Origin of the sequence: Dactylosporangium sp. NBC_01737 (assembly GCF_035963215.1) — a bacterium.
In the GTDB taxonomy this organism is placed as follows: domain Bacteria; phylum Actinomycetota; class Actinomycetes; order Mycobacteriales; family Micromonosporaceae; genus Dactylosporangium.
In genome coordinates this window covers 4,586,266-4,611,536 of the sequence record NZ_CP109153.1, presented here as the reverse complement: position 1 = coordinate 4,611,536, position 25,271 = coordinate 4,586,266, and the positions used below count along the sequence as shown (strand labels likewise).

27 protein-coding genes are annotated in these 25,271 nt (G+C 69.7%); 12 read left to right on the top strand and 15 right to left on the bottom strand.

The annotated features are described in order from the left end of the window. Positions 1-15: 15 nt before the first annotated feature. The 9 genes from OHA72_RS21005 to OHA72_RS20965 form a co-directional block, all read right to left on the bottom strand. Positions 16-1,170: a substrate-binding domain-containing protein gene (locus OHA72_RS21005; protein ID WP_327011622.1), complete on the bottom strand. Its 1,155-nt coding sequence runs from the start codon at positions 1,168-1,170 to the stop codon at positions 16-18. A gap of 187 nt (positions 1,171-1,357) precedes the next feature. Next, complete coding sequence (locus OHA72_RS21000; RefSeq protein ID WP_327009496.1) at positions 1,358-2,266, bottom strand: alpha/beta hydrolase family protein; 909 nt, start codon at positions 2,264-2,266, stop codon at positions 1,358-1,360. A gap of 67 nt (positions 2,267-2,333) precedes the next feature. Further along, complete coding sequence (locus OHA72_RS20995; protein WP_327009495.1) at positions 2,334-3,536, bottom strand: glycoside hydrolase family 5 protein; 1,203 nt, start codon at positions 3,534-3,536, stop codon at positions 2,334-2,336. Positions 3,537-3,626: 90 nt separating this feature from the next. Continuing rightward, positions 3,627-4,286 (bottom strand): response regulator, encoded by a 660-nt coding sequence (locus OHA72_RS20990; RefSeq protein ID WP_327009494.1) that lies wholly within the window; start codon positions 4,284-4,286, stop codon positions 3,627-3,629. After that, a complete protein-coding gene (locus OHA72_RS20985) occupies positions 4,286-5,359 on the bottom strand; it encodes a sensor histidine kinase (RefSeq protein WP_327009493.1) in 1,074 nt (357 codons plus the stop codon). The genes OHA72_RS20990 and OHA72_RS20985 overlap by 1 nt, the downstream gene beginning before the upstream one ends. A gap of 5 nt (positions 5,360-5,364) precedes the next feature. Next, a complete protein-coding gene (locus tag OHA72_RS20980) occupies positions 5,365-6,879 on the bottom strand; it encodes a hypothetical protein (RefSeq protein WP_327009492.1) in 1,515 nt (504 codons plus the stop codon). Positions 6,880-6,895: 16 nt separating this feature from the next. Next, positions 6,896-8,512, bottom strand: coding sequence for an ArnT family glycosyltransferase (locus OHA72_RS20975; RefSeq protein ID WP_327009491.1), 1,617 nt, complete (start codon positions 8,510-8,512; stop codon positions 6,896-6,898). Next, positions 8,502-9,674, bottom strand: a complete 1,173-nt coding sequence (locus OHA72_RS20970; RefSeq protein ID WP_327009490.1) for a glycosyltransferase — start codon at positions 9,672-9,674, stop codon at positions 8,502-8,504. The genes OHA72_RS20975 and OHA72_RS20970 overlap by 11 nt, the downstream gene beginning before the upstream one ends. Continuing rightward, the gene (locus tag OHA72_RS20965) at positions 9,568-10,191 is read right to left on the bottom strand and encodes a GtrA family protein (protein WP_327009489.1); all 624 of its coding nucleotides are present in this window, start codon (positions 10,189-10,191) and stop codon (positions 9,568-9,570) included. The genes OHA72_RS20970 and OHA72_RS20965 overlap by 107 nt, the downstream gene beginning before the upstream one ends. A gap of 147 nt (positions 10,192-10,338) precedes the next feature. On the opposite strand from OHA72_RS20965, the gene OHA72_RS20960 reads away from it, so the two are divergent. From OHA72_RS20960 to OHA72_RS20940, 5 genes are read left to right on the top strand one after another with little or no spacing between them, the layout of a single operon-like run. After that, the gene (locus OHA72_RS20960; RefSeq protein ID WP_327009488.1) at positions 10,339-10,986 is read left to right on the top strand and encodes a response regulator; all 648 of its coding nucleotides are present in this window, start codon (positions 10,339-10,341) and stop codon (positions 10,984-10,986) included. Then, the gene (locus tag OHA72_RS20955; RefSeq protein WP_327009487.1) at positions 10,983-11,294 is read left to right on the top strand and encodes a hypothetical protein; all 312 of its coding nucleotides are present in this window, start codon (positions 10,983-10,985) and stop codon (positions 11,292-11,294) included. Before OHA72_RS20960 ends, OHA72_RS20955 begins: the two co-directional genes overlap by 4 nt. Continuing rightward, complete coding sequence (locus tag OHA72_RS20950) at positions 11,246-12,049, top strand: sensor histidine kinase (protein WP_327009486.1); 804 nt, start codon at positions 11,246-11,248, stop codon at positions 12,047-12,049. Before OHA72_RS20955 ends, OHA72_RS20950 begins: the two co-directional genes overlap by 49 nt. Before the next feature lie 34 nt (positions 12,050-12,083). Further along, entirely contained in the window at positions 12,084-13,739 is a 1,656-nt protein-coding gene (locus tag OHA72_RS20945; protein ID WP_327009485.1) for an FAD-dependent oxidoreductase, read from the top strand. Then, positions 13,736-14,890 (top strand): cytochrome P450, encoded by a 1,155-nt coding sequence (locus tag OHA72_RS20940; protein ID WP_327009484.1) that lies wholly within the window; start codon positions 13,736-13,738, stop codon positions 14,888-14,890. The genes OHA72_RS20945 and OHA72_RS20940 overlap by 4 nt, the downstream gene beginning before the upstream one ends. A gap of 79 nt (positions 14,891-14,969) precedes the next feature. Here OHA72_RS20940 and OHA72_RS20935 read toward each other — a convergent pair whose 3' ends face one another. Then, the gene (locus OHA72_RS20935) at positions 14,970-16,220 is read right to left on the bottom strand and encodes a hypothetical protein (RefSeq protein ID WP_327009483.1); all 1,251 of its coding nucleotides are present in this window, start codon (positions 16,218-16,220) and stop codon (positions 14,970-14,972) included. Positions 16,221-16,403: 183 nt separating this feature from the next. Here OHA72_RS20935 and OHA72_RS20930 point away from each other — a divergent pair, with 183 nt between their 5' ends. Then, the gene (locus OHA72_RS20930) at positions 16,404-17,525 is read left to right on the top strand and encodes a sensor histidine kinase (RefSeq protein ID WP_327009482.1); all 1,122 of its coding nucleotides are present in this window, start codon (positions 16,404-16,406) and stop codon (positions 17,523-17,525) included. Continuing rightward, a complete protein-coding gene (locus tag OHA72_RS20925; RefSeq protein ID WP_327009481.1) occupies positions 17,522-18,202 on the top strand; it encodes a response regulator in 681 nt (226 codons plus the stop codon). The genes OHA72_RS20930 and OHA72_RS20925 overlap by 4 nt, the downstream gene beginning before the upstream one ends. Before the next feature lie 1,043 nt (positions 18,203-19,245). Here the strand turns inward: OHA72_RS20925 and OHA72_RS20920 are convergent. Next, complete coding sequence (locus OHA72_RS20920) at positions 19,246-19,710, bottom strand: hypothetical protein (protein WP_327009480.1); 465 nt, start codon at positions 19,708-19,710, stop codon at positions 19,246-19,248. 372 nt (positions 19,711-20,082) lie between these two features. Here OHA72_RS20920 and OHA72_RS20915 point away from each other — a divergent pair, with 372 nt between their 5' ends. Genes OHA72_RS20915 through OHA72_RS20900 form a run of 4 tightly spaced genes read left to right on the top strand, consistent with a single transcriptional unit; the run spans position 20,083 to position 21,729 of the window. Further along, the gene (locus OHA72_RS20915) at positions 20,083-20,337 is read left to right on the top strand and encodes a hypothetical protein (RefSeq protein ID WP_327009479.1); all 255 of its coding nucleotides are present in this window, start codon (positions 20,083-20,085) and stop codon (positions 20,335-20,337) included. Then, entirely contained in the window at positions 20,334-20,885 is a 552-nt protein-coding gene (locus OHA72_RS20910; RefSeq protein ID WP_327009478.1) for a helix-turn-helix domain-containing protein, read from the top strand. Before OHA72_RS20915 ends, OHA72_RS20910 begins: the two co-directional genes overlap by 4 nt. Next, positions 20,882-21,511, top strand: coding sequence for a DUF2637 domain-containing protein (locus OHA72_RS20905; RefSeq protein ID WP_327009477.1), 630 nt, complete (start codon positions 20,882-20,884; stop codon positions 21,509-21,511). The genes OHA72_RS20910 and OHA72_RS20905 overlap by 4 nt, the downstream gene beginning before the upstream one ends. A 38-nt stretch (positions 21,512-21,549) precedes the next feature. Then, a complete protein-coding gene (locus tag OHA72_RS20900; RefSeq protein ID WP_327009476.1) occupies positions 21,550-21,729 on the top strand; it encodes a hypothetical protein in 180 nt (59 codons plus the stop codon). Positions 21,730-21,870: 141 nt separating this feature from the next. On the opposite strand, the gene OHA72_RS20895 is transcribed toward OHA72_RS20900, so the two are convergent. Further along, positions 21,871-22,086: a winged helix-turn-helix domain-containing protein gene (locus OHA72_RS20895; protein ID WP_442788731.1), complete on the bottom strand. Its 216-nt coding sequence runs from the start codon at positions 22,084-22,086 to the stop codon at positions 21,871-21,873. Positions 22,087-22,256: 170 nt separating this feature from the next. Between OHA72_RS20895 and OHA72_RS20890 the strand changes: the two genes are divergently transcribed. Continuing rightward, positions 22,257-22,556: a hypothetical protein gene (locus OHA72_RS20890; RefSeq protein WP_327009474.1), complete on the top strand. Its 300-nt coding sequence runs from the start codon at positions 22,257-22,259 to the stop codon at positions 22,554-22,556. A gap of 90 nt (positions 22,557-22,646) precedes the next feature. Here OHA72_RS20890 and OHA72_RS20885 read toward each other — a convergent pair whose 3' ends face one another. The 3 genes from OHA72_RS20885 to OHA72_RS20880 form a co-directional block, all read right to left on the bottom strand. Then, positions 22,647-22,871, bottom strand: a complete 225-nt coding sequence (locus OHA72_RS20885; protein WP_327009473.1) for a hypothetical protein — start codon at positions 22,869-22,871, stop codon at positions 22,647-22,649. Between the two features lie 265 nt (positions 22,872-23,136). Then, positions 23,137-23,310, bottom strand: coding sequence for a hypothetical protein (locus OHA72_RS64720; RefSeq protein WP_442788730.1), 174 nt, complete (start codon positions 23,308-23,310; stop codon positions 23,137-23,139). Positions 23,311-23,739: 429 nt separating this feature from the next. Further along, positions 23,740-24,894: a phage major capsid protein gene (locus OHA72_RS20880; RefSeq protein WP_327009472.1), complete on the bottom strand. Its 1,155-nt coding sequence runs from the start codon at positions 24,892-24,894 to the stop codon at positions 23,740-23,742. Between the last annotated feature and the right edge of the window lie 377 nt (positions 24,895-25,271).

Below are 25,271 nucleotides of genomic sequence, written 5' to 3'. Positions count from 1 at the left end.
TCGGGGGAACAACCCTCAGCCCTTCATCTGGACGACCGGCGGGGTCGCGTCGGCCGGGTCGATCGCCTTGACCAGCTCCGGCTTGAGCTCGGCGCCGGAGCCTGAGAACTTGCCCTGGAACATCGGCTGCAGCAGGGCGTGGTCCTCCTTGCGGACCGTCAGCTTGCCCTTGACGCCGTCGAAGCTCCAGCCCTCCAGGGCCGTGACCATCTTGTCGACGTCGTCGCCGCCCTCGCCGGCCGCCCGCACGATCATCTGCGCGGCGGTGAAGCCGTCGGGGTGGAACAGGTCGACCTTGCCGCCCTCGACACCCTTGCGCAGCGCGGTGGTGGCCTCGTTGTCGCTGGCGCCGTCGAAGTAGTGCGCGAGCAGCGACAGCTTCCCGCCGGCCGCGCCGAACGTCGCCCACGACGCCCGCTGGTCGATGCCGGTGACGACCATCGTCGAGCCGAGCACGCCCTGCTGGTCCAGCGCGGTCCACATGGCGGGGGCGGTGGTGCCGGCCCACGCCACGAAGATCATGTCGGCCTTGGCGTTCTTGGCCTGCGCGGCGAAGCCGGTGAACTCGGTCGCGCTGGCCGGCACGAACAGGTTGTCCACCGTGGCGCCGGCGCCGCCGATGACGGCCTTCACCGCGTCGGCGTTGGACTTGCCGAAGGTGCCCTCCTGGGCGAACACGAGGACCTTCTTGCCCGTGGGCGAGGGCAGGTAGGACTTCGCCGCGAGGACGTCCTGGTAGGACTGGCGGCCGGAGCGGAAGGTGTACTTGTTGACGCCGGTGACCGCGTCGGACGCCGCCGGCCCGGAGACGAACAGCACCTTGTTCTGCGCGGCGAGGGGCGCGACCTGCCCGGCGACGGCCGAGCCGGTGCTCCCCGCGATGATCTTGTAGCCCTGCCCGATGAGGTCCTTGGCGGCCGAGACGGCCTTGGCCGGGTCGCCGGCGTCGTCGACCTCCTTGACCTCGACGGGCCGGTTGCCGACCTTGCCGGTGCCCTTCGTGGCGTAGGCGAGGCCCGCCTTCCAGCCCTCGATGTACTGCTTGCCGTAACCGGCCAGGGCACCCGTCTGCGAGTACACCAGGCCGACCTTGATCGGGGTGCTGTCCCCGGCCGGCTCCTGCGCCGCCTCCTGGGGACTGCTGCAGGCGGACGTGAACGCCGCCGCCATGCTCAAGCCGACCGCCGCGAACAGTAGCCGCCGCGGCGCACTCGTCTGCCGAATCACGCTTCCTCCGTGTGAACGCCTTGTTAAGGCCAGCGCTCGCTGGCGGTGTTCGCACACGCTAGGAGTGGCGTCGGGCACTGAGCTATGTGGGCAGGCCACACAAGTCCGGCGAGTTGCCCGGCGCAGTGCCCTACGAGAACGCCACGAGGTCGAGGAACGCCCCCAGCATCGGCAGAAATACGGGTGAGTGCTCACCCTCAGCGACGAAAAGCATGTGGCCGGCGCCCGGCAGGACGGCGACGGCGTTGCGCCCGCGGTGCAGCCCGGGCAGCCGCTCGGCGAGCACCGCGACGCTGCGCTCGACGGGCACCTGCTCGTCGGCGGCGCCGAAGAGCGCGAGGATCGGGCAGCGCAGGTGCGGGATCACCGCCGCCGGGTCGAAGGCCAGCGTCCTGGCGAAGAACGCGAGGGTCTCCACCGTGTCGTACGGCGCGGCGGCGACGATGTCGTACCAGACGCGACCGGCGTGCGCGGCCTGCGCGGCGAGGACGTCCGCGGGCGGGTCGCCGACGGCGAGGCGGGCGGCGCGCTCGTCGACCCAGCGCATCGCCTCGTCGACGACGGCGGGCGGATGGCCGGCCCGGCGCAGGGACCGCTCGGCGGAGACCCGTTCCTGTTCGGCGATGCCGACCGCGGGCCCCGACACGGTGATCACGAAGTCGACGGCCTGCGGCTGGCTGGCAGCGGCGAGCAGCGAGACCCAGCCGCCCTGGCTGTAGCCGATCAGGCCGACCCGCTCGACGCCGGTCCCGGCGCGCAGGGCATCGACGGCGGCGAGCGCCTCGGCGGACCGGTCCGCGAAGCTCTGGGCCCGCCAGTCGCCGGGCGACCCGCCGCAGCCGGGTTTGTCGTGCCGCAGCGTGGCGATCCCCCGGGCGCCGAGCCAGTCCGGGATGCCGGCCCACTCATGCCGGGTCGCGGGCCCGGACCCGTCGATGAGCACGAGCCCCGCGCGCGGCGGCCCGCCGGGCGCGGTGACGATCGCGTTGAGGTCGCCGTCGGCGGTCTTGACCGTTGTGTCCCGTTCCTGAACAGGCATGGGCCCTCCCCGCACTGAACGTAACAGCGCGGGGAGGGCCCATTCACAGCGACCTCTGGATGGATCTTTACGGCCGCTTCGCCGCGGACACCGACTGGTAGGACTTGAGCAGGTCCATCTTGGCCTGGTCGATCGTCTTCCAGTCGTCCTTCAGCACCCCGCCGGTGTCGCCGGAGTTGGGATTCCAGGACCAGTACGTGTAGCTGAGCCCGTTGTCCTTCAGGTACGCGATCAGGTGGCGCTGCCAGATGCCCTCGAGGTCCTTGCCGCCCTTGGCGTCGGTCTCGGCGACGGAGCGGCCGCCGAACTCACCCATCAGCACCGGCGCGACGTTGTTCTTGACGAGGTAACCGAACTGCTTGTCCCACAGGGCCGGCATGTTCGCCGGGAACGCCGGGTCGGTGAACCAGCGCTGCGACCACACCTTGGGGCTGTAGTCGTGCGCGGAGTACACCAGCTTCGACTGGTCCTTCAGCCGGACCGGGTCCTTGGCCGCGCCCTGCAGGTTGCCGCCCCACCAGTACCCGTCGCCGTCGTAGGACTCGATGCCCTCCACGACGATGAGCCAGTTCGGGTTCTCGGCGAGGATGGCGTTGCCGGCCCGTTCGGCGGCGGCGCGCCAGTCGGTCTTGTCGCCGCCGGTGCCCCAGGTGGCCTCGCCGTGCGGCTCGTTGTGCAGGTCGGCGCCGACGACGAGGGGGTTGTCGCGGTACTGCTTCGCGAGCTTCGTCCAGTCGGAGATCCAGCGCTCCTCGCTGATCTTGTCGGTGTACCAGAGGTTGCTCTGGCCCTGCGAGGTCGGCCGGTGCCGGTCGAGGATCACCATCATGCCGCGCTTGGTGATGCCCTCGACGACCTTGTCCATGATCTGCGGGCCGGTGAGGCCCTCCAGGGTGGGGTTGAGCTTGTAGTCGACGCCGTTGGGCTTGGCGGTGGCGTCGAAGAGCTCGTTGCTGAACGGCAGGCGCACCGAGTTGAACCCCTGCGCCGCCATCTGGTCCAGCATGTCGTCCAGCGAACGGGACCACAGCCCGTGCGGGGCGAACGTGTTGGTCTCCAGGCCGAACCAGTTGACGCCGGTGAAGGTGACGGTCTTGCCCGCAGCGTCGACGATGCGGTTGCCGTCGGTGTGCAGCGGCAGCTTCAACTGCCGGCCGGCGGCCTGGGATTCGGTTTTGTCAGCGGACTTGTTCATGGCGGTGCAACCGGCGGTGACGGCGGCGGCGAGCGCCAGGGTGGCACTGAGCCACACGAGACGGGAACGCTTCAACTTGACCTGTCCTCACGTACGACGACGTCGGGCAGGTCAAAACCTTACGGATTCGGAAATATCGGGGCAGCGTACGAATGTCCCAATTGTTCATGGTGCAACGGTAGGAGCGTCCCAGTCCGCCGCCCGTACGACCGCCTCCAGTTTCGATCGGGCGCCCATCTTCGACAACAGGTGCCGCACGTGGCTGCGGACCGTCGTGTAGCTGATGTTCAGCTCCCGGGCGATGTCGCGGTTGTCCATGCCGGACGTCATCAGGCTCAGGATCTGCCGCTCCCTCGGGGTGAGGCTGTCCAGGCGCCGGGCGTGCTCGGCGGAGCGGTGCGAGCGTTCCCGGCGCCGCGCGAGCAGCTTCGCCAGCTGGCGGGCCGGCACCAGGATCTCCCCGTCGATCGCCCGGCGGACCGCGTCGGCGACGTCCGCCCCGGCGGCGCTCTTCACCAGGTACCCGGCGGCCCCGGCCTCCAGGGCGGCGAGGACCACCTCGTCGCTGTTGTCGGCGGACAGGAACACGATCGCCACGTCCGGCAGGTGCAGCCGCAGCGCGGCGACCGCCTCGGGCCCGGTGCCGTCGGGCAGCCAGTAGTCGCACAGCACCACGTCGATCCGCTCGACGTCGGCGAGGTGCTCGACCTCCCCGACGCCGCCGGCGATCGCGACGACACGCAGCTCGGGATGCTCGTTGAGCAGCGCGGCGAGTCCCTCGGCGACCACCTGGTGGTCCTCGACGATCAGCACGCGGTAGCGCATCAGGCCGCTCCTTTGGATTGCAGGTCGGCGCCGCGCGGCACCCAGAACGTGACGGTGGTGCCGCTGCTGGGACTGCCCCGGGGAACGCTGCTGATGCGGAACCAGCCCCCGGCGAGGGCCGCCCGCTCCCGCATGAGGACCAGGCCGAGGTGCCCGGCGGGGGTCTCGAAGTCGGTCTCGGCGTGCTCGGTGCCGACGCCGTCGTCGATGACCCGGACCAGGTAGCCGTCGTCCTGCTCGCCGAGGATCACCGTGCACCGGTCGGCGTCGGCGTGCTTGGCGACGTTGGCGACGGCCTCCTGCAGCATCCGGAACAGCAGCAGGCGGGTGGGCAGCGCCGGCTCGTCCTGCAGCCGGTCCTCCAGGTGTACGACCAGCGAATGGTCCTCGGCGAGCCCGTCGAGGAGGTCTCGGGTGGCCGCCGCCAGCCCTTCGCTGGACAGCTTTGGCGGCCGGAAGTCGAAGATCAGCCGGCGGAGCCGGTCGGCCGCCAGGGCCAGGCTGTCCTCCAGCTTGCCGAGCAGCTCCAGGTCGCGGGGCTCACGCAGCCGGCGGCGCAGGTGCTGCAGCCGCAGCATCGCCGCGGTGATCACCTGCAGACTGTCGTCGTGCACGCCGGCGGCGATGCGGGCCCGTTCCCGCTCCTGGTTGAGGATCACGTCGCCGAGCGCCTGCCCCGTGGCGACCTCGGCCTGCTGCAGCCGGGCGACCCGGTGCTCGAGGCTGGCCCGGGACAGCCCGCCGGATCCCTGGTCGTCGACGGCGAGCACGACCAGGCCGCTCGGGTCACCCGGCAGGGTCCGCAGCCGCACGTCCACCGGCACCTCGGCGCCGCCGGGCCGGCGGATCGCGGAGGTGGTGTAGACCGGCTCGTCCCCGCCGGGGGTGACCCCGGCGGTGGGCGAGGCCGAGCGCGGGTCGGCGACGAACAGCTCCTCGACCCGGCGGCCGACGAGGTCCGCGGTCACCCGGTCGAAGAGCGTCTCGGCGGCGCTGCTGGCGAGCCGGACCACCCCGGCGGCGTCGAGCACGACCAACGCCTCCGGGGCGGCCCGAAAAGCCTGCCAGTACACCGGGGTTACTTCTCCAGATCCTTCGGCAGGACGTACGGCTTCGGCGTCGGGATGTCCACCGGTCCGCCGGAGCTGTCGACCTTGAAGTTGACCGTCGCGGTGGAGCCGCTGAGCTGCCCCCGCAGCTCGAAGATGACGCTGTTCTCCGTGTTGCCCGGGATCGTGTACTGGCCGACCGCGCGGGCCGTGCCGGCCTTGTTGACCCGGAACGCGGACACCAGGTCACCCTTGGCGCCCTTGGACGTCTTGGCGTACACGTGGACGGCCTCGTTCGGCGCGAACTGGGTGGCGTAGAAGTTGACCACCGTGCCGGGCAGGCCGCCGTAGGCGTTGGTGCGCGCCTGCGGCGTGTAGGGCAGGATCGTGAACCCGGACGAGGTCGCGGCCCGGCTCTGCTCGCCGATGAACACCAGCGACTGGGCGCCCTTGAGCTGGTAGGGCATGGTCAGCCCGGCGCCCTTGAAACCGCCGGCGCCGTCGGTCGTCACCGCCATCACCGGCTGCCCGCCGGCCGCGTTCAGCCGCACCAGGACCCGCTCCCCCGGCGCGAACCCGGCGCCGGAGAAGGTGATCGACTGGGTCGCCTTCACCGCGTACGGCGCGAGCTTGATCGACGGGTACAGCCGCAGCACCTGGAACGGCGCACTCGCCGCCGCGCCACTCGTCTTGCCCACGACCACCAGACTGGTCGTCCCGACCGCCGTCACCCCGACTTTGATCGGTGTCTTACCCACGGAGCCATCCTCGTCGGCCTTGAGGGTGAGGGCCGGGTCACCACTGATGCGCCCCCAGTACACCGCCAGGCTCTCCCCCGGTGAGAAGCCCTTCACCGTCAGGTTGATGACGTCGCCGGGTTTGCCGACGATGGCGGACAGCGTCGCCTGCCCGGCGCCCTGCGCGACCGCCGCCTCGGCCTTGGCGACCTTGTCGCTGCCGCGCGCCTGGGCCGTCACCTCCAGCACCGGCGTGGTCATCTTGGTGGGGAACGGGAAGTTGAGCGTGAAGATGCCGTACTTGCCGGCCTTCGCGGTGCCCACCTGGACCGGCTTCGCCGCGGCGCCCTTGGACGGCTTCGTCTTGCCGGAGGGCTGCGCGGCGGTGGCGGGCGAGCCCAGGTACACCTCGATGACGGACCCCTGGTCGAAGCCGGATCCGTTGACGGTGACGGAGCCGCCGAGGCGCACCAGGCCCGGGTTCAGCGTGATCATCGGCTCGCCGCCGCCGGGCACCATGACGCCGTTCAGGTCGACGGTCGGCGCCTTCGGCGCCTTGGTCACCGGCGTGGTCGGCGCGTCGTCGCCGCCACCGCCGAACGACGGCAGCCCCGGCGCCTCGATGCCGAGCGCCGGCAGCACCGACCGCCCGACACTGAACAGCAGGAACACGGCGACGGCGGCGACGAGCAGCCGGCGGCCGGAGATCTTCGGGCGCGACAGCCGTTTCCGGGACCGCCGCTTGCCGGTCGTGCCCGTGGGTGCCCGGCGCTTCGCCGGTGCCATTCGGCGCTTCAGGGTCTGCATCGTCACTCCAGCTCGCTCACGAGGTTGCACCGATCTTGATGATCTGCAGTGAGACGTCGCCGCGGGTCGCCTGCCACACGGGTGTCCCGTGCTGGTCGATCGCCTCGATGATCCAGGTCTCGCCACCGCGTTCGAGGGCGTCGCGCATCTTGTTCGACATCACGACGTAGTCGACGTTCTCCCAGCTGGAGGCGAACACCTTGTCCCGCACGTCCGGGTCGGACGTGGCCTTGTAGTGCGGGTGCGCGTACTTGTACGGCGGGTCGTTGTCGTGCAGCGCGACCCAGATGTCGTCGTCGATGATGAGCCTCGCGTCGGTCGGCACGTTCGCCTTGATCCACGCGACCTGCTGCTCCTGCAGGCGGGTCAGCGGCAGCCGGTACGCGTCGCTGAACTCCAGCTCACCCTTGGTGTTGTACTTGACCATGAAGCCGCCCGGCATGGCCACGACCGGCACCAGCAGACAGGCGACGAGGACTGCCGCACCGGCCGGCTTCGTGCGCCGGGTGAGCCAGCCGAAGAACATCCCGAGGTTCAGCGCGAACAGCGGCACCATCGGCGCGATGTAGAAGTCGAGCAGGGCGCTGCGGGTCAGGTAGAAGCCGTACCCGACGGCCATCAGCGAGCAGGCCAGCAGCGGCCCGCGCAGCCGCTTGTTGCGCCGGCCGGCGAACAGGCCGAGCACCGCCACGGCGCTGCCGGCGATGAGCAGGTACCGGTCCTTGAACAGCCAGCTGTCCTGCAGCAGGGTGGTGAACGACAGGCCGTTGCTGCTGTTGGAGTTGCGGTGCAGCTGCCACCACACGGTGTAGAGCAGCGACACGTGGTCGCCGGGGGTGGCCGCGGCGAGGTTGAAGTTGAAGTTCTGCGGGAACAGCTCGTTCTTGATCTGCGCGAAGAGCAGGTAGCCGACGACCGGGGCGATCGCGGCGAACCACCAGAACGACACCCCGAAGCGCCGGTTCGCCTGCTGTTTGATCGCGCGGTGCAGCAGGTACGCGCAGCCGGGCAGGATGAACAGCGCGTTCTCCTTCGTCACCAGGGCGAGGCCGAAGCACAGCCCGGCGCCCATCACGGTGACGATCCGGCCGTCCTTGCGGGCCAGCAGGTACAGGCCCAGCAGGATCCACAGCATCATCAGGTTGTCCAGCAGGACCTGGCGCTGGTAGTACACGCCCAGCGGGGACACGTTGAACACGAACACCGCGAGGAACGCGCCGGCCTTGCTGCTGGTGAAGCGCCGCACGACCTCCCACAGCAGGAACACCGACACCAGGTGCACGATCAGCATCAGCACCCGCCCGGTGTTGATGGCGTTGCCGAACGCGTTGAAGCCGCCGGGCAGGATCGCGACCCAGCCGGCGATCGTGAGCCAGCCCATCGGCGCGTGGTCGTAGAAGTACGTGTACGGCGACAGTTTCGCCTCACGGAGCACGGACCACGCCTGCTCCATGTAGATGCCCTCGTCGGTGAGGTACAGCGGGTAGCGGAACATGTTCCAGCCGTGCGTCGCCAGGCCGATGGCCAGGCTGAGGATGATGAGCGGCCAGCCGCGCGTCTGCGGCGCCGGCGTCTTCTTGGCCGGAGCCGGGGTGTCCGGCGTCCCCGGCCGGTTCAGGACATCAGCCGACATTGGTCAACTCCGCCGTCTCCGCCGCGGTGCGGTGCGCACCGACGTGTGCGGTCTTCTCCCAGTTGCGTTCACCCTTGACCTGCCGCCACAGCGCCCGTGCCGCCGCGTAGGACAGCACCATCTGGTACGGGAACCAGGTGATCGCCATCTTCACGACGGTGCCCGGGGTGGCCTTCAGCCCGTGCGCGCCGGTGAACTCGTACAGGCCGACGACGCTCATCACGAAGTGCGCGCCGAGCATGAGCACCGGCAGCCACGACAGCATCGCCACCGGCACCGGCACCGTCAGCACGAACGCGGACAGCAGCGCCACCGGCAGGTAGATCCCGAGCATCGCCTGCACGTGCGGGAACGCCAGCGTGTACCAGGCGAGGAACCGCTGCCGGCGGGTCGGCATGAGCTTCCAGGTGCCCTTGCCGAGGGTCTGCATGAAGCCCTGACACCACCGGGTCCGCTGCTTGATGAAGCTCTGCAGCGTCGGTGGTGTCTCCTCCTTCGTGACGTAGCGGTCGTCGTACACGACCCGGACCTTCTCGCCCATGCTGGAGATGCGCAGGCCGATGTCGGCGTCCTCGGTCAGGTTCGACTCGTCCCAGCCGCCGAGCCGCTCGATGAGGCCCCGCTTGAAGAACACGGTGTTGCCGCCGAGCGGGATCGCCCCGTTCTTCGCGTGGTAGTGCAGCCGGCTGCGGAACCAGAAGAAGTACTCCAGGACGTTGAACGTCGAGTACCAGTTGGAGTCGAAGTTCATCAGCTGGACCCCGGCCTGCACGCAGCCGACGTCCTCCTCCGACATGATCGTGTTGACGATGTCGAACAGCTGCGGCTGGACCTCGTCCTCGGCGTCGAAGATGGCCACGACGTCGTTCGTGGCGTACCGCAGCGCCGTGTTGAGCCCGTGCGGCTTGTTGATCGGGCCGTCGTCGAAGACGACCACCTCGACGTTCGTGCGGCCCATCGCGCGCAGCCGGTTCACCTGCGCCTGGGCCTGTTCGATCGTGCCGACGTCGTCGGCGGAGCACACCACCAGGATCTGCACCAGGTGGGGCGGGTAGTCAGCGGACGCGGCGCGGGCGATGGTGTGCTGGATGACCTCCTCCTCGTGCCGTGCCGGGAGGATGGCGGTGAAGGAGAGTACCGGCGTAGCACGTCGATCGGGCACCCGCGCCCTGTCGCCGGCCTCCGGCCGGTCCCACGTGTAGATCATGAGGTACAACGCATGCGCCGCCTGCACCGTCAGCACCAGCGAGATCAGGGTGAGGATGGTCAACACCAGCTGTTCCATCGGTGCGTTCACTCCAAATCCACTTCGAGCTGACGGCGAAGTTGACGGCGAACCCGGCGACGATGCCGATCAGGTTCGCGGGCAGGTAGTGCATGCCGAGGGCGACCAGCAGCTGAACGGCGACCACGTTGACCGGCAACGCGGCGAGACCGGCCAGGCTGAAGTACGCGAACCGTTGCAGTGACAGCCGGCGGCCGTTGCGTTGGTGACGGAACGTCCACAGTTCGTGCAGCACGTAGTTGGTGACCATGGCGAGCTCGACCGAGGCGACGGTGGCGGGCAGCAGCGCCAGTCCGAACATCCCGTGCAGCACGAGCAACGCACCGTTGTTGACCACCACACCGCCGGCTCCCACCAGCGAAAACCGGCCCAGCCGGCGCAAGTTGGGCGTCACGGTGCAACGGTGCCCGCACCGTGGCCCGCCTTACATCACGCCATGGGCGGTCGGTGGCGGCGACCTTCGTCCTCCCCCATTCGGACTACACCGAACGGCACCGGGGACGTGGTGATTCGACGCCGCACCGGGGTATAGCGCGCGGCAATGAGTATCAAGATCTTGATCGCCGACGACCACGCCATGGTCCGTGAGGGCCTGCGTGGCTTCCTGTCCCTCAGCGGCGACCTGGAGACCGTCGGCCTCGCCGGCGACGGGCGGGAGGCCGTGCGCCTCGCCCACGAGCTGCGCCCCGACCTCGTCCTCATGGACCTGCTCATGCCGGTCCTCGACGGTATCTCAGCGACCACGGTGATCCGCCGCGAGCTGCCCGGGGTCGAGGTCGTCGCCCTCAGCGGCTACCTCGAACCGCAGCTCATCGCCGATGCCCTGCACGCCGGCGCGGTCGGGTACCTGCTCAAGGACACCTCCTCCGACGAGCTGCACCGCGCGGTGCGGGCCGCCGCGGCCGGACAGGTGCAGCTGTCGCCGGCGGTCGCGGCCCGCCTGGTCCGCGACGTGCACGTGCCGACCACCCCGCCGCAGCTCACCAGGCGGGAGGAGGAGGTCCTCGTCCTGCTCGCCCGGGGGCGGGCCAACGGGCAGATCGCCCGGGAGCTGCACATCGCGCCGCAGACGGTGAAGACGCACGTGAGCAACATCCTGCAGAAGCTCAACGCGGAGAGCCGAACGCAGGCCGCCCTGTACGCGATGCGGGTCGGGCTCGTGCCGGTCCACGCGGCGGCACCCAGTTGAGACACCTCGCGGCGCTGCACGCGGCTCTGCGGGCCGGCGCCCCGGCGCAGGAGGTCCTCGAAGCGGTGTGCGACCGGGCCCGGCGCGCGCTGCCGGCGGCGGCGGTGCTGATCCTCGACGCGTCCGGCCGTCCCCTCACCGGACCTCTCACCGGCCCCTCCACCGGCCTTCCCACCGGCACACACGGTGGCCGGCCCGGCCTCGACGCGATCGTCGCGGCGGTGGTGCGCACCGGCCGTCCCCTGCGGCGGGGCGCGCTGTGCTGCGTGCCGCTGCCCGTCCCGGCGGGGCCGAGACCGCCGGGGTGATCGTCGCCACCGGCCGGCGCCGGGCGCCGCACCCGCGGCGCCTGGAGGCGTTCGCCGCGGCCGCCGCGCTCACCCTGTCCACCGCCGCCCCCGACGCCACCCGCGAACGCGAGCGGCTCGCCCGGGAACTGCACGACTCGGTCGTGCAGACGCTGTACGGCATCAGCCTCGGCGCCGGCACCGCCGCCGAGCTCGTGCACGGCGACCCCGTCAACGCCCAGGCGTCCCTCGCCTGGATCCAGGAGACGGCCAGCGCCGGCCTCAGCGACCTGCGCGGCATCATCGTCCGGCTCCGCCCGGAGACCCTGGTCGGCGCCGGGCTCGCCGCGGCGCTGCGGCGCATCGTCGACGCGCTGCACTTCGCGCCCGGCACCGGCGCCGTCCCGCCCGGCTGGGGGCTGCAGCTGGACGCCGAACCGGCGGTCAGCCCGCAGGTGGAGGAGGCGCTGTACCGCATCGCCCTGGAGGCCCTCGGCAACGCCGCCCGGCACGCCGGCGCCTCGCAGGTGACGCTGCGGCTGGCCGGCGACGACACCCGGGTGGTCCTCGAGGTCGTCGACGACGGCGTCGGGTTCCAGCCCGGCGCCCTGGCCGCCGGGTCCGGCGGCGGGGCGCGGCTCGGCCGGCTCGGGCTGCGCTCCATGCGGGAACGGGCCGAACTGGTCGGCGGCACCCTGGAGGTGATGAGCGCGCCGGGCGCCGGCACCGTCGTGCGCGCGATCCTGCCCAGTTCCGCCCCCGTCCTCGTGGGGTGAGGCGACCCCCGCCGACGGGGGTGACCGTTGGCTCATGCGCGTGGTAGTTGATCTCACCAAGTGCCAGGGGTACGCCCAGTGCGCCTTCCTGGCGCCGTCCTCGTTCCAGATGCAGGGCGACGAGGCGCTCATGTACGACCCTGAACCCGCCGACGACCAGCGCGAGCGTGTCCACCGGGCGGCGGCCGCCTGCCCCGTGCAGGCGATCCAGATCGACCGGCTGTCGGTGCAGGACATGCCGCCGATCCGCACCGAGGACCGCCCGTCCCGCATCGTGATCATCGGCGCGTCCCTGGCCGGGCTGCGCGCCGCCGAGGCCCTGCGGGAGGAGGGGTTCACCGGGTCGCTGACCCTCGTCGACTGCGAGGACTGCCAGCCGTACGACCGCCCGCCCCTGTCGAAGCAGGCGCTCAGCGGCCGGGTGCCGCCGCACGGGACCGCACTGCCGCACGCCGACCTGAACGCCACCTGGCGGCTCGGCGTCGCCGCCATCGGCCTGGACCTCGCGCAGCGGCGGGTCCAGCTCGACGACGGCACGTCCGTGCCGTTCGACCGGCTGCTCATCACCACCGGCGTGCGCGCCAGGCCGTGGCCGAACCCGGTCGAGGCGGCGCTGGACGGCATGTTCGTGCTGCGCACCCGCGACGACGCCCTGCACCTGCACGAACGGCTCGCCGCGCTCGCCCCGCACGGCGCCGCCGCGCACCTGCGCACCACGCCGCCACCCGCGGAAGGCGTCGCGCCGCGGTCCCGCCAGGCGCCGCGGGTGCTGGTGATCGGGGCCGGGTTCGCCGGGTCGGAGGTCGCCTCGACGTGCCGGTCGATGGGCCTGGACGTCATCGTCGCGGAGGCCGCCGCGACCCCGCTCGCCGGCGCGCTCGGCGGGGTCGTCGGCGCCGTCGCCGCCGACCTGCAGCGCGACCACGGCGTCGACCTGCGCTGCGGCATCACCGTCGAGGCCATCGAGGGCGACCCCGGCGGGCGGGTCCGGCGGGCCCGCTTCTCCGACGGCACCGAGGCCGACGTCGCCGTCGTGGTCGCCGCGCTCGGCGGGGTCCGCAACGTCGAGTGGCTGCGCGACTCAGGGCTCGCCGTCGGCGAGTGGGGCGTCGCCTGCGACGCCGGCTGCCGCGCCTTCGACGTCAACGGCCTCGTGCTGGACGACGTGTTCGTCGCCGGCGACGTGGCCAGGGCACCGAACGCGATGTTCGGCTACCAGTTCCTGGCCCTCGAACACTGGGCGAACGCCGTGTCCCAGGCCGAGGTCGCCGCGCACAACATGGTCAGCGACGAGTCCGACCGCTGGCCGCACCTGCACATGCCGTCGTTCTGGTCGCTGCAGTTCGGCACCAACATCAAGGCCGTCGGCGTGCCCACGTTCGCCGACGAGGTCGTCGTCACGCAGGGCTCGGTGCAGGATCGCCGCTTCGCGGCCGCATACGGGTACAAGGGCCGCCTGACCGGCGCGGTCACCTTCAACCACGGCAAGTGGCTGCCGTTCTACGAGCGGCTGATCGAGCAGGCCGCGCCGTTCCCGCCGCGCTTCGCCACCGTCGACCAGCCGGAGTCGATGGTGCCGGTGGCCGCCGACGTGCCGGACCCGAAGTTCCTGGCCCGCGACGCCACGGTCGTGGTCACCGGCCACGATCCCAGTTCCCGCTCCGCGACGCTGCTCAGGAGGGCCCGATGACCACGTCCGTCGGCTCCGTGTTCGGTGCGGTCCTCGACCCCGTGAACCGGCACGACCCGTACCCGCTGTACACCTCGCTGCGCCGTACCCCGGTCGGCCGGGAACCCGACGGCACCTGGCTGGTGACCACGTTCCGGGAGATCTCGGCGCTGCTGCACGACCCGCGGATCAGTTCGGCGTACGACCCGGAGGCCGACCCGATCGGCCTGGTTCCCAGCTTCCTGCGCACCGACCCGCCCGAGCACGACCGGCTGCGCCGCCTCGCCACCCGGCAGTTCGGACCGCCGCACCGCCCGACGCTCGTCGCGGACCTGCAGCCGTCCCTCGAGGGCATCGTCGACCGGCTCGTCGCCGACTTCCCGCCCTCGACCGCGGACCTCGTCGACCAGTTCGCCTACCCGCTGCCGGTCCTGGTGATCTGCGAGCTGCTGGGCGTACCCCTGCGGGACGAGCCCCGCTTCAAGGCATGGATCGACGCGGCGCTGTCCATCCCGGAGCATCCCCGCCAGACGGCGGCGTTCCGCGAGCTCGCCGACTACCTCGGCGACCTCATCGACGCCGACCCGGAGCCGGGGCTGCTGCGCGCCCTGGCCACCGACGACGGCCCCGACGGCCGGCTCACCCGCGACGAGCTGGTCAGCACCGCGCTGCTGCTGCTCGTCGCCGGCCACGAGACGACCGTCAACCTGATCGCCAACGCCTCGCTGGTGCTGCTGCGCCAGCCGCGCTGGCTGGACCGGCTCCTGGACGACCCGCAGTTCGCGGTGCCGCTCGTCGAGGAGGTCGTGCGCTGGGACCCGCCGGTGCAGTTCCTGCCGTGGCGCACCGCGCTGGACGACATCCCGATCGGCAGCACCACCATCCCGCGGGGCGCCTCGATCACCCTGGTCCTCGCCGCGGGCAACCGCGACCCGGGCCACGTCAGCGACCCGGACCGCTTCGACCCGGACCGCCGCCCGGTGCAGCACCTCGGCTTCGGCGACGGCATCCACTACTGCTTCGGCGCGCCCATGGCCCGCCTGGAGGCGCAGGTGGCGCTGCGGGCCCTGGCCCCGGTCCTCGCCCGGGCCCGCCTCCTGGAGGACCCGCCCGAGTACCGCCCGAGCCCGATCCTGCGCGGCCCGCGCCACCTGCGCGTCGCCCTGGACTGACCGTTTCGCGACACCGGTGGCCGCTGAGGCGGCCACCGGTCCACCAGTGGGCCACGGTCCCTCAGGCGGCCTCCGGTCCTCAGGCGGCCACCGGCTCCTCGGCGGTCACCGGCGCCGGGGCCGGGTCGCGCGGCGGGAGGGCCTTGGCGAGCAGGCCGTAGCCGGCCAGGAGGAGCAGCGGGCTGAGCACCGACAGCGGCCCGACGCCGACCGCGAGGAACGCCACCACCCCGAGCCCGGTCAGCACCGGCACCCACCAGCGGACCAGCCCGTCGGCCGCCGCGCCGATCGGCACCGCGATCAGCCCGAGCAGGCTCAGCACCATCGCCGGCACCGCCCAGCCGAACGTGAACAGCGCGTACCCGCCGAACGCGTCGCTGACCTTCGTCGCGAGCTCCGCCGGCACCGTCAGGCGCACCGCCAGGTCGCTGTAGTCGCCGACCATCAGCCCGCTGAAGTGCATCAGTGCGAACGCCGTGACCCCGGCCGCCACGGCCGTGAACCGGCGGCCGCGCCGCATCAGCAGCAGCATCCCCGGCACGAACAGCAGCCACGACAGGTGCAGCAGGAACGCGCTCGCCTGCGCCAGGCCCGGGTGGCGCACCGCCTCCGCGATGTCCGGCGACAGGCCGGGGACGGTGAGCAGGCCAGCGCCGAACACGACCGGCGCCGCGACCAGGCCGGCCCGCCCGGCCGTGTCCTTGAACGCGCCGAACCGGTCCGGCTCGGCCGGTGCGGAGAACCTGCCGACCTCCCAGCCGGCGAACCCGTACGCGACGAGCATCACGACCGGCCCCGCCAGGTTCACCGGCAGCGGCGAGATCGCGAACTGCAGGTACAGCACCGTGCCGAGCAGCGCCGCGCCCGCCGTCCACCACGAGATGACCTTCGCGTACGCCGCCGTGACCGGGGTCAGGATCAGCGCGAGTGCCCAGCCGGCCAGGCCCGGCGTCTGCCAGCCCCACGCCGCCCACTGCATCGACTGGAACGCCTCGTCGACGCGGGTCACATCGGCGTCGGGCAGCGTCTGCTCCATCGCGAGCAGCGCCAGGTCGTACGCCATCAACGCGGAGAACGTGACCAGCCCGAACACGATCGCGCACCACGTGATCCGGGCGAGGACCGCGCCGCGGCGCCGGACCGGCGCCAGCAGCCCCAGGAACGCCGGCGCGAACAGCACCCATGACCAGTGCAGCAGCACCGAGTGCCACTGGATGGCGTCCGGGTGCGCCCGGTAGATCCCGACGCCCTGGTCTTCGCCGAGGGCGGGGTCGACCGCCGTGGCGACGGCAAGCACCGCCGGCGCCAGGAAGAGCAAGAACCGAAGCATGAAAAGCCGCATATGGTACCCCTGAGCGAGTCGATCCGAAGTTGGACCAGCACCGTACGGACGCGCGGGCCCGCGGGTCGCCCGCACCGCGGCGGAACCCGCCTCCGCCGCGAGGGGGACGCCCCGTCATCCGGTGGACTGGCGAGCCTGCCGCCGGTCAGCCCGTACCGTCATCAGGTGAACATGAGCCGGACAGACCTCGCGCTGGCGGGCGCCCTGGTGGCGTTCGCCCTGACCGAGGAGCTCGTCGCGCACCAGCCGGGCAACTGGTGGCCGTGGGTGCTCGCGGCGTTCGCCCCTCTCGTGGCCCTGCGCCGGGTCGCCCCGCTGACCGTCCTGCTGGCCAACTGCATCGCCGGCCTCAAGTACTGGTATCCGGACCAGGTCGTCAACTACCGCCTCTGGCAGCTCGCCGCGATGATCGTCGCCGCGTACACCGTCGGCCGGCACGTGCCGATCCTCGGCACCGACGGGTGGAAGGCCCGGGCCCGCGGGATCGCCGGCCTGCTGCTGACCTTCGCGACCGGCTCGGTCTTCTGGCAGGTCGACCCGGTCGACCCGATGGGCGCGTTCTTCTTCCCGTTCGCACCGTGGCTGCTCGGCGCCGCCTTCGCCGTCCAGCACCGCCAGAGCAGCGACGCCGCCGCGGCCCGCGCCGCGATCCGCGAGCAGCGGGTCCGGGAGGCGGTCATGGAGGAGCGCGTCCGCATCGCCCGCGAGCTGCACGACATGGTCGCGCACAGCGTCACCGTCATGGTGATCCAGGCCGGCGTGGTCCGCCGCCGTCTCGACGCCGGCCTGACCGTCGACGCGGACCTGCTGCGCAGCATCGAGTCCTCCGGCCGCGACGCCGTCGGTGAGCTGCGCCGCACCCTGGGCCTGCTGCGCGGCGACACCGGCGGCACCACCGCCGCCCCGGTCGGCCTGGACCGCCTCGACGAGCTGCTCGCCCAGGTCGGCGAGGCCGGCCTCACGGTCACCTTCCGGCGCGAGGGCACCCCCGTCACGCTGCTGCCGGCCGCGGACCTGTCGGCGTACCGCATCGTCCAGGAGGCCCTCACCAACGTGCTCAAACACGCCGGCCCCGCCAAGGTCACCGTCGAACTGCGCTATGCCGGCGACGGCGTCCACCTGTCGGTCGTCGACTCCGGCGGCCGCGCCACGGTGGTGTCGAACGGCGGCGGCCAGGGCCTGATCGGCATGCGCGAGCGCGCCTCCCTCTTCGGCGGCGACCTGTCCGCCGGCCCGCACCCCGGCGGCGGCTTCGCCGTCCACGCCCGCCTGCCCCTCCTGGTGGCGTCATGACCGTCTCCGGCGCCCCCGGCCCTTCGAAGATCAGTGTGGTGATCGCGGACGACCAGCGCATGGTCCGCGCCGGCCTGCGCATGGTGATCGAGACCGAGTCCGACATGCAGGTGGTCGGCGAGGCCGGCGACGGCGTCGACGCGGTCACCCTCACCCGCCGGCTGCGCCCCGACGTGGTCCTCATGGACATCGCGATGCCCCGCCAGGACGGCCTCACCGCGACCCGCGCCCTGCTGGCCGCCCCCGGCGCGCCCCGCGTCATCGTCCTCACCACGTTCGACACCGACGACAACCTGTACGAGGCGCTGCGCGCCGGCGCCAGCGGCTTCCTGCTGAAGGTCTCCTCCCCCGAGCACCTCATCACCGCGATCCGCGTGGTCGCCGCCGGCGAGGCCCTGCTCGACCCGGCGGTCACGACGCGGGTCATCGCCTCCTACGCCGGCACCCCCGGCCCGCAACCGCCCCCGGAACTCGCCGACCTCACCCCACGCGAGACCGACGTCCTGCGCCTGATGGCCCGCGGCCTGTCCAACGGCGAGATCGCCGCCTCCCTCACCGTCGGGGAGGCCACCGTGAAGACCCACGTCGCCCGCGTCCTGATGAAACTCGCCCTCCGCGACCGCGTCCAGGCCGTCGTCTACGCCTACGAGTCAGGCCTGATCCGCCCCGGCCAGTAACCCTGCGCGGGAATCCCGCGGCCTCCGGCCGCGGTGGGGGTTCCCACCCCACGCCTCCATGCTCGCTGCGCTCGCACGCCCTGCGCTGCGCGCGGCCGCTTTCGCGCATGCGCGCGGCCGCTTTCGCGCATGCGCGCGGCATCCCGGTGGCCGGGGCTTCCACGCCGGCCGCCGCGTCTCCCGCTTCGCCGCTCTCCGCGTCGTGATCAACGGCGAGATCCGGCCGCCCGGCGACTGTTTGATCATCGACGACAGATCGAAGTCGTCTTGTGGCCGTGTGAGCGACCAGCGCGCCGGCCGCGGGTCCGGCCCGCCGATGATTGGTGTTTGCCCTCGCCGGGTGTCGCCGTGGCTGGCGGGCAGCTGTCGGACGATCTTGCGGCCGTGATCGAAGGACAGCGGTGGTCGTCCCAGTGGCCAGGGGCGTCCTTCGATCAAGCGGGGTGGGGGAAGGTCGCTGTCTGGGGCGTGGTACCCACCGGTCCAGTCATCGATGGCCGCGACTTCGCAGGGATCCGGGAGGAACGGGACCGCTCGGTCCGGCGCTACCGCCGATTGACAAGGCCGTTAGGCCGTTCACAGATCGAAGTCGCGGGCCGGCAGGCCGGACGGCCGGCCCGCGGCGTTGATCACGGCGCAGCGGCGAGCCGGAGTGACGGGGTGGCGGCCTGTGCACAGGAGTTCTCCTGCCCGGCGGCCGCGGTGCGGTGCCGGCGGACGATCTTGCGGGCGTGATCGAAGGACGGCAGTGGCCGCACCCGCGACCACGGGCGCCCTTCGATCAAGCGACGGCGGTGAAGATCGCCCCTTGGAGCGCGGTGCTCCCCGGTCCAGTCATCGACGGTCACGAATTACCTCGCGATTCGGGGACGCCACCCCGCCGGAACCACCGATTGACACAGCCCTTCACAGATCGAAGTCGCCCCGTGGTCATCCGCCCCAGGTGGGTCGGCGCGCCTTCGATCGGTGATGCCCCCGATCGCCATCACGGACGAAGGCTCCCGTCGCGCCCCGCACGCCGGCGCACCGCTCGGTCGCGGCCCTCAGGCGGCGATCGTGATCGCGAAGACCGGGAACGGCCGTGGCGGCGGCGATGATCCGGCGGCGGCGGGCGGGGAGCTCTCGCTGAGCTCCTCCCACGGCACGACACCGGGGTGCCGGTCCGCGACGATCAGGGCGACCACCGGATCCGGGCGCTCGACGACCACGTGCCGAGCGCCGAACGGCAGCGCGTCCGGTGCGACGGAGCGCAGCGCGCAGCGGAGCTGTCCGGCCTGCTCGTCATACCAGGCGTAGAAGGTGACCGGACCCGGCGCGTCACCGAACCTGACCCGCAGCCGCCGCCCGGCCTCGTCCAGCGCGACCGTCACCGCGGGCGCGTCCACCGCCCCGTCGGGGATGCCGAACCACCGTGTGTTCGCGGACCACTCGGCAGCGGGATCACCGGGTGCGAGCCGCAGCGGCTCATCAGGGAACGACCGCACCAGCGCGGCGAGCGAATCGGACACGGAACTCCTCCTCAGCGGCGGCATATCGCTCGGCGGGCGCCGCCAGGAGCGTCTCGGCACTCATGCCGGCCGGATACCTCATCGATCGGCCTTGTCGATCTGCAGATCGATTCGCGGCGGATGGGGATATCGGTCACCACCACTCCGTCATGCCGTCATATGCTCATATGTTCACCCGGATCAGTTCCCACAAAAGGCTACGGCGCCCGGCCCTGGATCGGGCGGGGCGCCGTGCGCGCGATGGCCGGTCAGGCCTCGACCAGGGCCATGACCTCGTCGGAGACGTCGAATGAGTCGCCGTCACAACTAGATCGGCTCCGGTCGGTGTTGGTAGCACCGGCTCCGGAGCCTTGACGGAAGGTCACTCCGCCCATGTCCAAGCTTAACGGCGCTGCACGCGCCTACGCACCCGCCACCCGCCTCGACGCGGAACCTTCCGGCCCGTTCACTCTCGACGCGGTTCGCGTCGAGGCCGTCCGGGATGCGCTGCGCGGTGTCGACCTCGGCGCGTACGACGAGCGCATCATCACGTGGATGGTCCGGACCCTCGATGACTCGACCGCCAGGACGATCGTTTCCCTGATCGAGCGTGCCCGTCTCGCTGAGGCGAAGGGCTGCAAGCGATGAGCCAGGCTGTTAAGGCCGCCATGTTGGCCTCTAAGGATCTCCGCCCCAATGAGCGGTTGATCCTGGTTGCCATCGCTGCCCACAGTAACCGCGACGGGGACGCCTGGCCGTCCGTCGCCACGATCGCCGAGTATGCGGGTGTCTCCGCCCGGACGGTGCAACGGTGCCTCGCCAAGCTGGTTGAGCTTGGCCGCCTGGTCGTGCGCCAGGTCGCCAACATCACTACCCGGGTCTACCGCCTGGTGACGGGTCAGGGTGACAACCAGAGCGACGGGGTGACGGAACGGAACCCCGAAGGTGACACCCAGAGCGTCACCCGAAGTTCTGAAGATTATTCGAAGAAGAAGAACGGCGCTGACGCGCCGAGTTGGCGCCGATTCCTCAAGAGCAAAACCCCTGAACCGCAGCAACAGACGTACGGCTACCCCGAGCGTCGAGGTGCGGCCCTGCCGCCTGAGCGTCACGTCAGTCGGTGCGCATCCCATCCCGGTTCCCCTGCCCACAACTGCGGCCCCTGCCGCTCTGAGGCTCTTGGAGGGGCGGCGTGAACGCCCGTAGGTTCGCGTCGATCGCTGGCACCGTAGCGGTTACGGTCATTGCCGCTGTCGGAAGTTACGATCACCAAAGGGAACTAGCACTGATCGCCGGTCAAACTCCTTTGCTGGCAACGCTTCTGCCGCTGTCCGTCGACGGAATGCTTTTGGTCGCAACGCTTGCCCTCGGGGATGGTCGCCGGTCCCGCTGGTCGGCATGGCTGGCGTTCCTGATCGGCGTGACCGCTTCGCTCGCCGCCAACGTGATGGTTGCCGATCCGAACCCGGTTGCCCGGGTGGTGTCCGCGTGGCCTGCTCTCGCACTGCTGTTGACGGTGGAGATCCTGACCCGTTCGGGGAAGGCTCCGGAGGAAGTTCCACAACCCGTGAGACCCGTTGCGGCACAGCCGGTGGAAGCGCCTACGGAAGCCCCTGAGAGCGCCGCACAGCCCCCGGAACTTCCGGCGGAACCGGCAGCCCACCAGCGGAGAACCCAAGGCGCCTACGGCGAACCTGAAGCGGAAGCGTCGACCGGTCGCCGAGACTCGGCGCCTGGCGGAAGCCATGCTGTCCGAACGTCCGAACATCACCCGGGAGGAAGTAGCCGCCCGGCTGTCCGTAACCCCCCGCTACCTCCGTAGCGTCCTCAACACTCAAACGGCGTAAGGAAGTACCCCCAATGGAGATCACGCAACCCTCGCCCGGCGTCTACGTTGCTGTTCTGGACGCGCCCGTTACTCCGGCTGACCTGACGGAGCTTGCCGGCAGCCTTCCGGCTGACGCTGCCCTTACTGACGTCGAGCAGGACGGTGGGCACCTGCTGATGACGTGGGAGGTTCACCGCGTCACGGTCGACTGACCAGAGCGGTACGGAGGAACGGCACTCTTCGAGGGTGCCGTTTTCCTGCTGTGTCACAACGCTTTCAGCGAAGCAGGTTCGGCAAAATGGTGCTGGCAAAGGCTTCTAGCGCAACCGAATCGATGGAAGCGTTGCTGCTGCTCAGATTCGGGGGCGGTCCGCCACGTACGTACCGCGACCGGGGACACCGACGACAAGGCCACGCTCCCGCAGGATGCGGACCACGATCGCGACGGTAGCGGGCGACACGTCGTACAGGCTCGCGAGCGCGGCGTACGTCGGCAGTTGCGACCCCGGTTCGTACTCTCCCGCACGGATCCGCTCCGCCAGGTCATCGACTATCTGACCGGACGACATTGGAATTGCTGGCACTACTCGATCATCCAACCTACCGAGGGTAGATAACACACATACCTTGTGTTCCCTAGGCTCTCTAGATAGGTTGGGGAGCGGGTGTCCCGTCCGTCTGGTCCGATCGCCACGGGCGGGACGCCCTTCCAGCAGCAAGCCAAACGGAGGGCCGCACAGTGGCTAAGAAGTTTGAGCCGGACGTCGCGTTCATCGTGGACACGCGGGAACTTCGTTCGCGACTCCAAGCCGTAGGCGACGAGTTCGCCCTCACGGTCGGCGATGACAACATGATAATGATCATCGAGCAGGGGGCGGGCAGGTTCTCCACTGAAGCTGTCGACGCGCTCAAGAGCCTTCGGGCTGACGTTGACCAGTTCCTAGACCTCATCGAAGCGAGAGCTGAGGGTGTCCGTAGACGCGCGTCCGGGAACGTCCTCCAGTTCCCTGACCTTGGAGGCGCCACCCCCGCCCGGTAGCGGCCCCGAGGGGGCCCGTAAACGACGAAAAGCCCCTGCCGTACCTCATGGGTACGACAGGGGTTCTGTTTGCCCACAACGCTTCTAGGGTCACTCTGTGACCGTTCCACGGCCGTACCGCTTCCGCTCGACGTGGCGCGCGGTGTCGTCGGCCTGGACTACGTGGCAGCGCCACAGCTCCCACATATGGCACTCACAGCGGTTATTGATCGCGAAATCCCAATCAACTTCCCGGGTGGACCGCTGTTCGAAAGCCTCAGCCTGAATTCTGGCGGACTTCGCCATCTGCTGAGCAATCGTCTCCTGTCTGCTCACAGCTTCCCCCTCCGCTTCCAATCCGGCGCCTTCCCCCAGTCGTGAGGATGCCCAACAGCAATCCTCGGAAAGGCCGCTAGCGCAGCCTCAGCGGTTTTGAATCCGGCTAGTTCCAGCTTCATCACGGCCTCAGGGGTGCCTGCCCTGGTCGCTTTGATCGGACCGGCAGCGATAAGTACAAGCCCAACACCGTTAGGGAATTCCTCGACAGGCAAACCGATTGAGTGAGCGTCGGGAACGTACGCGAGATGCGTTACCTGGTATTTCATTCCTGAGCCTCCTTGTTCTGCTGTGCGATAAGGTCGGCCGCTACCCTTTGCCACGCCTCAGACATCATTCGGCGCGAATTTTCCCCACGACTACACGTCATGATGTGCATTTGGTTGACACACGCTCGATTACGGCAAAGGTGATCGACGGTCTGACCGTCGATGTTCATTCCGTAGTGCTCCGCCATAATCCGGTGTACGTATTCCACCTTGCCTTTGTGGCGGATAGCTCCGTAGCCACCCTTTGTCGTGGCCCCAGTCCAGATGTGGCACGCTCCCTCGCTCGCCGGCATCTTGCATACCCGCTCCATAATTCGTTTCTCGATTGACCTAGTCACGTCACCTAACCCCTATCGTTAGCAATGGATTACAACTCAACGGGCAAAAGAAAGAGCGGACCGGAAAACATTCCGGTCCGACTCCCCGCTCCCCAGCTACCCACCTAATCCGGCCCACCCTGCGAACCGAGAAAGCCCTACGGGGTTAGGAAGGTTGGCAAACCCCACGTAAAGCCATCACAGACAACAGAGAAGCCGTTTAAACGAGTGAACCCCGGGATTTCCCGGGGACTCCACTCCGTAATCCGCTACACCGTCGAATCAGGTGGCGGAAGCAACAATCTTCTGAATCGAGGTCGCCTCAGCAACGCGGACGCCAGCGATTCGGTACGTGGCCCGGTAGCCGAGGCTGTCCTCCTGGAACTTCCACTCCTCAGAGCGAGCCAGCCGAACATCACGACGCACACCAACCCAAACCCGGGTAGCGTCAGCCACGATCACCGTCCTCGCAGGAAGGTTGATCGTCGGCAGAAGCGGAAGCCCCATCGCAGCCTTAGACGGATCGGTAGTCACCGAACCGGCAAGATAACCGCCAGCAGTAGCGCCCGAACCCTCACGCTGCTTAATGAGGTTCTTCCACTCAGTCACGTTCGCCCAAACCACGGTAGGCGTGCCGCCCGTTCCCATGATTGCGCCGACAGCATCAATGACGTCATCCCATTTCACAGACGTGTTACCCGTGGCGAGGTTGACAGCAGTCGAGTTAGCCGCAAGCGTCAGACCAGCAAGAGCAGTCGTACTGCCAGCGCCAACGAAAGCATCCTTATCGACAATGTTTGCGACATCGCGGATAAGCGTCTGACCAATCAGATCCTCGATATCAACAGAGGAATCTTCTACGATCTCAGACGACGCGCGGTAGAGCGCGGCGTACTTGACCGGGTCCAGAGAGACACCAGCGAACGTCAGCGAACCCTCAGGAATCGCGTTACCCTCACCCACAACCGCCGGATCAGTCGAGGCGGTCAGCTGGGGAATAGTAAACGACTTACCGTAGTCGTAGCGGATGACATTCAGGCCCGGGGCACGCAGGAAAGTCGACTGAGCGCGAAGCTTATCGATCCACTGCTCAGAAACCTTGGTCGGAACGGCGTAACCACCTGCGGCCGGAGTGCCCTCCGCGACCAGGGCCCGCCACTCGTGCGCACTCGGGACGATCGAGCGCCACTCACTCGCACCCTTGCGACCCCGGGTAGACGCCAGCACGGCCGCACGGTGCTCTAGGGCCTCCTGCTCACCCGCTCGAATGTGGTCGGTGGCTTCCTTCGCCATCGCCTTCATTTCCGCGTCAATAGTCTCGACCTTGGCACGCTTCTCAGCGTCCGCCAGCTTGACGTCAGCAATTACCACCTTTCGCTGCTCCCAGAGCGCGGCACGCTTCTCAAGGACAGCATCAGCCAGTGCAAGGTAGTCCATAAAAATCTCCGATCGGATAGGTAGCGCCGGACCCGTTGGCCCGGTGATTTGGGGAAAAAGAAAGGGCCACGGCAGCCGTGACCCTTGATTGACGATCTGATTTGCGCGCGATCGTCTAGCGCGAGATGAGGCCCCGTGATGGCTCTCCCGTGGGGCTAGCGGTCAAAGCGGCCGGTGGTAGCCGGCTGGCCGATGTCACGATTCCTTTGCGCACGCTCGCGACAGCGCGCTTACCTGAAAGGAGGTCCCATGGATTTCTTGCGCGCCCCATGGTGGCGTTCGATCCTAAATCGCGTCAAGGCCCTGACTGTCACTGCCTAACCAATTCGAAAAGGACCCTTCCGGGAACCCCTTTCACACAATTTAGAATCTTCCTG

Excerpts from the sequence above, each read along its gene's own strand:
- OHA72_RS21005 (WP_327011622.1), bottom strand. The coding sequence starts at position 1,170 with ATGGCGGCGGCGTTCACGTCCGCCTGCAGCAGTCCCCAGGAGGCGGCG.
- OHA72_RS21000 (WP_327009496.1), bottom strand. The coding sequence starts at position 2,266 with ATGCCTGTTCAGGAACGGGACACAACGGTCAAGACCGCCGACGGCGAC.
- OHA72_RS20990 (WP_327009494.1), bottom strand. The coding sequence starts at position 4,286 with ATGCGCTACCGCGTGCTGATCGTCGAGGACCACCAGGTGGTCGCCGAG.
- OHA72_RS20980 (WP_327009492.1), bottom strand. The coding sequence starts at position 6,879 with ATGCAGACCCTGAAGCGCCGAATGGCACCGGCGAAGCGCCGGGCACCC.
- OHA72_RS20975 (WP_327009491.1), bottom strand. The coding sequence starts at position 8,512 with ATGTCGGCTGATGTCCTGAACCGGCCGGGGACGCCGGACACCCCGGCT.
- OHA72_RS20960 (WP_327009488.1), top strand. The coding sequence starts at position 10,339 with ATGAGTATCAAGATCTTGATCGCCGACGACCACGCCATGGTCCGTGAG.
- OHA72_RS20945 (WP_327009485.1), top strand. The coding sequence starts at position 12,084 with ATGCGCGTGGTAGTTGATCTCACCAAGTGCCAGGGGTACGCCCAGTGC.
- OHA72_RS20940 (WP_327009484.1), top strand. The coding sequence starts at position 13,736 with ATGACCACGTCCGTCGGCTCCGTGTTCGGTGCGGTCCTCGACCCCGTG.
- OHA72_RS20935 (WP_327009483.1), bottom strand. The coding sequence starts at position 16,220 with ATGCTTCGGTTCTTGCTCTTCCTGGCGCCGGCGGTGCTTGCCGTCGCC.
- OHA72_RS20930 (WP_327009482.1), top strand. The coding sequence starts at position 16,404 with ATGAGCCGGACAGACCTCGCGCTGGCGGGCGCCCTGGTGGCGTTCGCC.
- OHA72_RS20925 (WP_327009481.1), top strand. The coding sequence starts at position 17,522 with ATGACCGTCTCCGGCGCCCCCGGCCCTTCGAAGATCAGTGTGGTGATC.
- OHA72_RS20915 (WP_327009479.1), top strand. The coding sequence starts at position 20,083 with ATGTCCAAGCTTAACGGCGCTGCACGCGCCTACGCACCCGCCACCCGC.
- OHA72_RS20910 (WP_327009478.1), top strand. The coding sequence starts at position 20,334 with ATGAGCCAGGCTGTTAAGGCCGCCATGTTGGCCTCTAAGGATCTCCGC.
- OHA72_RS20900 (WP_327009476.1), top strand. The coding sequence starts at position 21,550 with ATGGAGATCACGCAACCCTCGCCCGGCGTCTACGTTGCTGTTCTGGAC.
- OHA72_RS20895 (WP_442788731.1), bottom strand. The coding sequence starts at position 22,086 with ATGTCGTCCGGTCAGATAGTCGATGACCTGGCGGAGCGGATCCGTGCG.
- OHA72_RS64720 (WP_442788730.1), bottom strand. The coding sequence starts at position 23,310 with ATGAACATCGACGGTCAGACCGTCGATCACCTTTGCCGTAATCGAGCG.
- OHA72_RS20880 (WP_327009472.1), bottom strand. The coding sequence starts at position 24,894 with ATGGACTACCTTGCACTGGCTGATGCTGTCCTTGAGAAGCGTGCCGCG.